Annotated in this window: 7 protein-coding genes; 4 read left to right on the top strand and 3 right to left on the bottom strand. The window is 57.3% G+C overall.

Annotation, left to right across the window (positions count from 1 at the left end; all coding sequences use genetic code 11):
• Positions 1–99 precede the first annotated feature (99 nt).
• Together dnaN and dnaA are read right to left on the bottom strand one after the other, a co-directional pair.
• Positions 100–1,203, bottom strand: a complete 1,104-nt coding sequence (gene dnaN / locus B7L72_RS08720) for a DNA polymerase III subunit beta (RefSeq protein ID WP_081193807.1) — start codon at positions 1,201–1,203, stop codon at positions 100–102.
• A 55-nt stretch (positions 1,204–1,258) separates the two neighbouring features.
• Positions 1,259–2,728, bottom strand: a complete 1,470-nt coding sequence (gene dnaA, locus B7L72_RS08725; RefSeq protein WP_016915608.1) for a chromosomal replication initiator protein DnaA — start codon at positions 2,726–2,728, stop codon at positions 1,259–1,261.
• 533 nt (positions 2,729–3,261) lie between these two features.
• Between dnaA and rpmH the strand changes: the two genes are divergently transcribed.
• The 4 genes from rpmH (at position 3,262) to mnmE (ending at position 7,106) form a co-directional block, all read left to right on the top strand.
• The gene (gene rpmH, locus B7L72_RS08730; protein ID WP_009723348.1) at positions 3,262–3,396 is read left to right on the top strand and encodes a 50S ribosomal protein L34; all 135 of its coding nucleotides are present in this window, start codon (positions 3,262–3,264) and stop codon (positions 3,394–3,396) included.
• 13 nt (positions 3,397–3,409) lie between these two features.
• Positions 3,410–3,811 (top strand): ribonuclease P protein component, encoded by a 402-nt coding sequence (rnpA, locus tag B7L72_RS08735; RefSeq protein WP_139788486.1) that lies wholly within the window; start codon positions 3,410–3,412, stop codon positions 3,809–3,811.
• A gap of 115 nt (positions 3,812–3,926) precedes the next feature.
• Complete coding sequence (gene yidC / locus B7L72_RS08740) at positions 3,927–5,609, top strand: membrane protein insertase YidC (protein ID WP_081138464.1); 1,683 nt, start codon at positions 3,927–3,929, stop codon at positions 5,607–5,609.
• A gap of 117 nt (positions 5,610–5,726) precedes the next feature.
• Positions 5,727–7,106: a tRNA uridine-5-carboxymethylaminomethyl(34) synthesis GTPase MnmE gene (mnmE, locus tag B7L72_RS08745; RefSeq protein WP_081193811.1), complete on the top strand. Its 1,380-nt coding sequence runs from the start codon at positions 5,727–5,729 to the stop codon at positions 7,104–7,106.
• Positions 7,107–7,213: 107 nt separating this feature from the next.
• On the opposite strand, the gene B7L72_RS08750 is transcribed toward mnmE, so the two are convergent.
• Positions 7,214–7,369, bottom strand: a complete 156-nt coding sequence (locus tag B7L72_RS08750; protein ID WP_081193815.1) for an ATP-binding protein — start codon at positions 7,367–7,369, stop codon at positions 7,214–7,216.
• Positions 7,370–7,493: the final 124 nt, after the last annotated feature.

A 7,493-nucleotide genomic window follows, 5' to 3' on the forward strand; every position in this document is an offset into this window, starting at 1 on the left:
TCGATGTCACTCTTCAAGACCATTGACTGCCGTCCAGCACACGTGAAAACGGCGCTTCTGAAACCAGAAGCGCCGTCATAGATAACGTCCTGCTGCCGTTTATAGACGCATGGGCATGACGACGTACAGCGCATCACCGCCACCTGGCTCTTCCAGCAGCGCACTGCTATTGGGGTCAGCCAACGTCATTTGAACGCGGTCTTCATTCAACACGGAAAGCACGTCCACCAGATAACTAACGTTGAAGCCGACTTCCATGGCACTGCCATTGTATTCGACAGCGACGTTCTCCTCGGCTTCTTCCTGTTCCGGGTTGTTGGCCATCACCTTGAGATTGCCCTCTTCCAGATAGAGACGAACACCACGGTACTTCTCGTTGGAGAGGATGGCGGTCCGCGACAGCACCTGACGCAACTCGGCGCGCTCGGCGATCAGCACCTTGTCACCATTGCGCGGCACAACACGTTCGTAGTCCGGGAATTTACCGTCAACCAGCTTGGTCGTGAACGTAAAATCACCCGTGTGAGCACGCACATGGGTCGCGCCCAGCGTCAGGCTTACGGGCTCGTCACTGTCGTCAAGTAAGCGAGAAAGCTCCAGAATACCCTTGCGCGGCACGATCAGTTTCTGCGCCTGGCTGACGGCCACTTCTACCGGACGTGAGCACATGGCCAGCCGATGCCCATCGGTGGCCACCGTGCGCAGCAGATTGCTCTGAATCTCCAGCAGCATGCCATTCAGGTAGTAGCGCACGTCCTGCTGGGCCATGGCGAAGGATGTCGACTCGATCAAGTGCTTCAACGTACCGCGCGGTACGCTCAACTCCTGGCTACCATCCGCATCTTCGATGTTGGGAAACTCTGCAACCGGAAGTGTAGAAAGTGTAAAGCGCGAACGACCACTACGTAATACGGCGCGCCCGTCCTCCACAGCCAGTTGAATATCCGACTGATCCCGCAATGACTTGCAGATATCCATCAGCTTGCGCGCAGGAACCGTTGCTGCGCCTGGCTGGTCCACTTGGCTGGCCACCGTGCGCCCCACCAATTCGACTTCCAGGTCGGTACCGGTCAGCGCTACCTGATCACCTTCGACCTGGATCAAGACGTTCGACAGCACAGGCAGCGTTTGGCGCCGTTCTACGACCCCCGCCACCAGAGTCAGCGGGCGAAGCAGCGCCTCTCGGGAAATGGTAAATTTCATCGAAACTCCGGTTTTCTATCCTGAAAGGCCCACCGCAGCAGGCCGACATAATGGGTTAGCTGGTCAGCAGGCGCAGGAGGTTCTTGTAGTCCTCGCGAATATCTGCGCTCTCCTCCTGCAACGCCTTCACTTTACGACAAGCGTGCAATACCGTCGTATGGTCTCGCCCACCAAAGGCATCACCAATTTCCGGCAGGCTGTGATTGGTCAACTCCTTGGCCAGCGCCATGGCCACCTGCCGAGGGCGCGCCACCGAACGAGAGCGTCGCTTGGAGAGCAGGTCCGCCACCTTGATCTTGTAATACTCAGCCACCGTGCGCTGAATATTATCCACCCCCACCTGCTTGTCTTGAAGCGCCAACAGGTCTTTCAACGATTCACGGATGAAGTCCTGGGTGATCGGCTTGCCCATGAAGTGGGAGTCGGCAATGACCTTTTTGAGTGCACCTTCCAGCTCCCGCACGTTGGAACGTATTTTCTGAGCGATGAAGAAGGCTGCATCATGCGGTAACTCGACCTTGGCCTGGTCGGCTTTCTTCATCAGGATCGCGACCCGCGTCTCCAGCTCAGGCGGCTCGATGGCTACCGTCAAGCCCCAACCGAACCGCGACTTCAAGCGTTCTTCGACGCCACTGATCTCTTTGGGGTAGCGATCCGAGGTCAGGATCATCTGCTGGCCACCTTCCAACAAAGCGTTGAAGGTATGGAAAAACTCCTCCTGGGAGCGCTCCTTGCCAGCAAAGAATTGAATATCATCAATCAACAAGGCATCGACACTGCGATAAAAACGCTTGAAGTCATTGATGGCGTTGAGCTGAAGCGCCTTCACCATATCCGCCACGAAGCGCTCGGAGTGCAGATACACCACTCGGGCATTTTCCCGCCTACCTGCCAGGGCATTGCCCACGGCATGCATCAAGTGGGTTTTACCCAAGCCTACCCCGCCGTAGAGGAACAGCGGGTTGTAGGCCCCACCCGGATTTTCGGATACCTGCCGAGAGGCCGCACGCGCCAACTGGTTCGATTTACCTTCCACGAAGGTATCAAAGGTGAAGTTGGGATTCAGGCCGCTGCTGTGCTTGAGGCTACCTTCTACCTGTACCTGGCGCTCGTTGCCGCGTCGCCCGGCGCCCGGCTCTTCGCGCAACTGCTCGATTTCACGCTCATCGCCGACTTCACCGCGGGGTGGAGTATGCACCGCAGGAGCAGGCGCCTGGGCAGGCGATGCAGAGACAGGGTTGCCCAACTCTCTAGGCTGCGGTGCAGCTGCGGAGGTGCGACGACTACCTACGGTAAGGCTGACCTTGGGAGGCTTGGAAGGGGCAAGCTCACGCATCAGCTCACTGATGCGCTTGGCATATTTATCGCTCACCCAATCGCGCACAAAGCGGTTCGGCGCCAACAAGCGAAGCTCGTTGGACTCTCCTTCTTCTGCCTGCAGCGGACGTATCCAGGTATTGAACTGTTGCGAATTCAGTTCGTCCTGCAGGTAGTCCAGGCACTGTTGCCAAAGCGCGAGTGACACTCATCTCACCATCGATTGAAAACGGCCGACCATTGTAGCGCCCAACGAAACGGTTATCCACACGCACTCGAGGCTCTTTTTTGCCTGTGGACAAGTAGCCATGAGGGCTTAGGAAAAGCAGCGGACGGCATGGGTACAAAACCGCATATTGCTGAGTTATGCTGCGTTAATCACACATAAATCACAGCTTTTACGCTGCTTTACAGCCAGTTACCCACAGATTTTTTATCATTTTAAGATCTTGATAAAAATAGAGATAAATGAGTTATCCACAATTAGTATCCCCACTATTAATAACAACAGGTTTAAGAAAATCCATTAGTAATAGTGGTGTCATCGACGTTCGTCAGACTGACAGGGTATCGTGGGTCGCCATTGCCCTTTTCACGCTTTTCATGCAAGGAAAAATTGCACCGAGGCCAGGAAGTCTCTACAATTTCCGGTCTTGAATTGAAACTCCCCGGCTGGTTCCTCACTGGACCGGGTCATCTGGAATTCAATTTCCGTCCTAAACCACGTGGGAATAACGAGTTATGAAACGCACTTTTCAACCCAGCGTTCTCAAGCGCAAGCGCGCGCATGGCTTCCGTGCTCGTATGGCAACCAAGAACGGCCGTGCCGTTATCGCACGCCGCCGTGCCAAAGGCCGCAAGCGTCTGAGCGCCTGATCTCGGATTGCGTGTGTCGCCTCAAGGCTTTCCCCGGTGCTTGCGATTGCTGAACGCTGGGGATTTCAGTCACGTGTTCGAACAAGCCGACTTGAAAGTCCATGGCAAGGGCATGATGGCGCTAGCGCGCCTGAACAGCCTGGGACATCCCCGCATTGGTCTGATAGTCAGCAAGAAAAATGTGAAGCTTGCTGTGGATCGTAACCGCTTCAAGCGCCTGGTTAGAGAATCCGTTCGCCTTCGTCAGGATCGCTTACCCGCTGTGGATATCGTGATCATGGCCAAGCGAGGCGCACAGGAGATCGATAACGAGACGCTGACTCGCCAATTACATGGCATGTGGAAACGGCTTCAGCGCGAGGCTCCGGCGGTATCGACATCTCCGCCATCACATGGCCAGACACGTGACACTTGACGACACACCTCGCCGCTCGACCTCGGCCTGCCGCTTGGCAGGCTTTCGTGTGTCATGGGCCGAGCAAATGACACTGCGCCATTAGCATGTTCACCACCCATCGGGCAGAACCCTCATGGACGTAAAACGACTTTTATTACTGATTCCACTGGCAGTGCTTGCCTACCTACTGGTTGTACAGTGGAATCAGGATTACGGGCAGACCAGCTACGACTCCACTCCCGAAATGACCCAGACAAGCAATGGGGCACCTGCGAGTGAAGGCGGCAGCGACGATCTTTCCGTTCCCAGTACTTCCGCACCTCAGGCCGCCATCGATGAAGGCATGAGCGACTCGCCAAGCTCGACCGCCAGTCGTGACTTCATCGCCGTCACTACCGATGTGCTGGACGTACGCATCGACCCCTTTGGTGGGGATATCGTGTATGCCGCTCTGCCACAGCACAAGCTGACGCTGGACTCTGAACGCAACTACGTGTTGCTATCGGATAACGCCACGCGCAGCTACGTAGCACGCTCTGGCCTGCAGCTGGATGGCCAGTCAAGCCGCATCACGTTTACGCCTGAAAACACCGAATACCGCCTGGGTAACGACGAGCAAGAGCTCACCGTCGACCTGACGGCAGAAGTCAACGGCGTTGACGTGATCAAGCGTCTGACCTTCGAGCGCGGCAGCTATGCGGTCAATGTCAGCTATTACCTGGCCAACAACACTGATGAGCCTGTCAGTGCCCGTTTCATTGGCCAACTAGCGCGCGATAACAGCCCAGACCCCTCCAGTGGCGTCGCTATGGGCATGAGTTCCTATCTGGGCGCCGCCTACTCGTCACCGGATACCCGCTACGAAAAAGTCGATTTCGATGATATCCAGCGCGGTCGTTTCGAGAACCGTGAGGCCCAGGGTGGCTGGGTCGCCATCATTCAGCACTACTTCGTCTCTGCCTGGGCACCTGCTCAGAATCAGCAGAACCTGTACTACGCGACCACCGACTCCAGCAACCGCAACGTTGCCGCCTTTGCAGGGCCGGTGACCAGCGTGGCCGCCGAAGGCGAAGCGACTCTGGGGGCTACCCTTTACATGGGTCCCAAGGTTCAGGAGTACCTGGAGCAGGTGGCACCGAACCTGCGCCTGACCGTGGACTACGGCTGGCTGTGGTTCATTGCCAACCCGCTGTTCTGGCTGCTCGACAAGATTCATGACCTGGTCGGCAACTGGGGCTGGTCCATCGTTCTGCTGACCGTGCTGGTCAAGCTCGCGCTATTCCCGCTTTCAGCCAAGGCCTATAAGTCCATGGCTCGGATGCGCAAGCTCGGGCCGGAGATGCAGCGTCTCAAAGAGCTTTATGGCGATGACCGCCAGAAAATGTCTCAAGAGATGATGAAGTTCTACCAGAAAGAGAAGATCAACCCGCTGGGTGGCTGCTTGCCGATCCTCATCCAGATGCCGGTCTTCATCGCGCTGTACTGGATGCTGCTGGAATCCGTTGAACTTCGCCATGCGCCGTTCATGCTGTGGATCCAGGATCTGTCGGTGAAAGATCCGTACTTCATTCTGCCCATCCTGATGGGGGTATCGATGTACGTTCAGCAGCTGCTCAACCCGACGCCTCCGGACCCCATGCAGGCCAAGATCATGAAGATGCTGCCCATTATCTTCACGTTCTTCTTCCTGTGGTTCCCGGCGGGTCTGGTCATCTACTGGGTGGTGAACAACATCATCTCGGTAGCCCAGCAGTACGTGATTACCCGCAATATCGAGAAAGACCCCAACGTGGGCAAAGGGATGCGCACCAAGTAGCCTCTCATCCCGCCCTTTACCAGACCCCCGCTAAAGCGGGGGTCTGGCGTTTCAGGCCTGCCCTTTTCTTCCGCTGCATACACGATACACTCTCTTTTTTGATCTCCGGGACGCGTTATGGCTGAACGACTCTATACCCAAGACACGATTACCGCCCTGGCCACCCCTCCGGGACGCGGCGGCGTTGGCATCATCCGCGTATCCGGCCCGGAAAGCCGCCATATCGCTCAGGCCATACTGGGGCAATGCCCTCCCCCGCGTCATGCCTATTACGGCCCCTTCAGTGGTGCTCAAGGCATTATCGACGAAGGAATTGCGCTGCTGTTTGCCGGGCCTAACTCCTTTACCGGGGAGGACGTGCTGGAGCTGCAGGGGCACGGCGGCCCCGTGATCATGGATATGCTGCTGGAGCGCTGCCTCGCCCTGGGGGCACGCCTGGCTCGGCCAGGCGAGTTCTCCGAACGCGCGTTCTTGAATGATAAGCTGGACCTGGCCCAGGCCGAGGCGATTGCCGACTTGATCGATGCCAGCTCACGCTCAGCTGCCGAAAATGCCCTGCGCTCGTTGCAAGGCGAGTTTTCACAGCGCGTTTCTGGGCTGGTTCAGCAGTTGATCGAGCTGCGTGTCTATGTTGAGGCCGCCATCGACTTCCCCGAAGAAGAGATCGACTTTCTTGCCGATGGCCACGTGGCAACGCATCTGGAACAGGTGCAGCAGGCGCTGGTGCGTGTGCGCCAGGCCGCAGGCCAAGGCGCCTTGCTGCGTGAAGGCATGAGCGTGGTGATTGCAGGGCGCCCCAATGCGGGCAAGTCCAGCCTGCTCAATGCGCTGACCGAGCAGGACACGGCCATCGTCACGGACATTGCCGGCACTACCCGTGACGTACTGCGTGAATACATCCACCTGGACGGCATGCCACTGCACATTATCGACACCGCTGGCCTGCGCGATACGCCGGACGCGGTAGAAAAAATTGGCGTTGCCCGGGCCTGGGAAGAGATCGAGAAAGCCGATCGCGTGCTGCTGCTGGTCGATGCCTCGCTTACCCAGGCAACGGACCCCATGGCCATCTGGCCCGAGTTCGTGGCCCGCCTGCCAGACCGACAGCGCTTGACCCTGGTGCGCAACAAGATCGACAGCAGCGCCGAAGCGCCAGGGCTCGAAACACCTGAGTTACCCACAAGCACTCCCATCGTCAGGCTGTCGGCCAAAACGGGAGCGGGTGTGGATAACTTGAAAGCCCATTTGAAAGAGGTGATGGGCTTTTCCGCCACTACCGAAGGACGTTTCTCGGCGCGCCGCCGTCATCTGGACGCTCTGGACCGTGCCATGGCCGCGTTGGAAGCAGGGCGCACTCAGTTGGAAGGCTACGGAGCAGGCGAACTATTGGCCGAAGATCTTCGCGATGCCCAGCAGGCACTGGGAGAGATTACCGGCGAGTTCAGTGCCGACGATCTGCTGGGAGAGATATTCGGGAGCTTCTGCATCGGCAAGTGAAACGGTGCGTATTCCGGCGAACGTGACCACCCGTTGCGGCAATAGCCCCGATAGTGACCGATTTGCTCACTCCTCTCTCGCTGGCTCTGGTTTTGTAAGCTAACCGGTCACGATAGGTCAACTTCTACCGCTTGCGGGGCGGCTTTTTTGCACATCGATTTTCCTCTGAGTATCAGGCGGTGGGTGCTGTGTAGTAGCCGGTCCAGGATGGCATCGGCCAGCGTCGCGGCGCCGATGTAGTCGTGCCAGTGCTCAATGGGCAGTTGGCTGGGTCATTACATATCGGAGCAGGCTTGCGTAGATGCCGGCACTAATGACACGTCAGTACCGGCTTACGCATTCCGTAACTCTTCAAACTTACTCCGAGGCAGCCACTCAATTGCCAGA

This window comes from Halomonas sp. BC1 (genome assembly GCF_002078135.1).
Taxonomy (GTDB): domain Bacteria; phylum Pseudomonadota; class Gammaproteobacteria; order Pseudomonadales; family Halomonadaceae; genus Vreelandella; species Vreelandella stevensii.

Bases quoted from the DNA above. Each gene is read 5' to 3' on its own strand.
- rpmH (WP_009723348.1), top strand. From the start codon at position 3,262: ATGAAACGCACTTTTCAACCCAGCGTTCTCAAGCGCAAGCGCGCGCAT.
- mnmE (WP_081193811.1), top strand. From the start codon at position 5,727: ATGGCTGAACGACTCTATACCCAAGACACGATTACCGCCCTGGCCACC.
- dnaN (WP_081193807.1), bottom strand. From the start codon at position 1,203: ATGAAATTTACCATTTCCCGAGAGGCGCTGCTTCGCCCGCTGACTCTG.
- yidC (WP_081138464.1), top strand. From the start codon at position 3,927: ATGGACGTAAAACGACTTTTATTACTGATTCCACTGGCAGTGCTTGCC.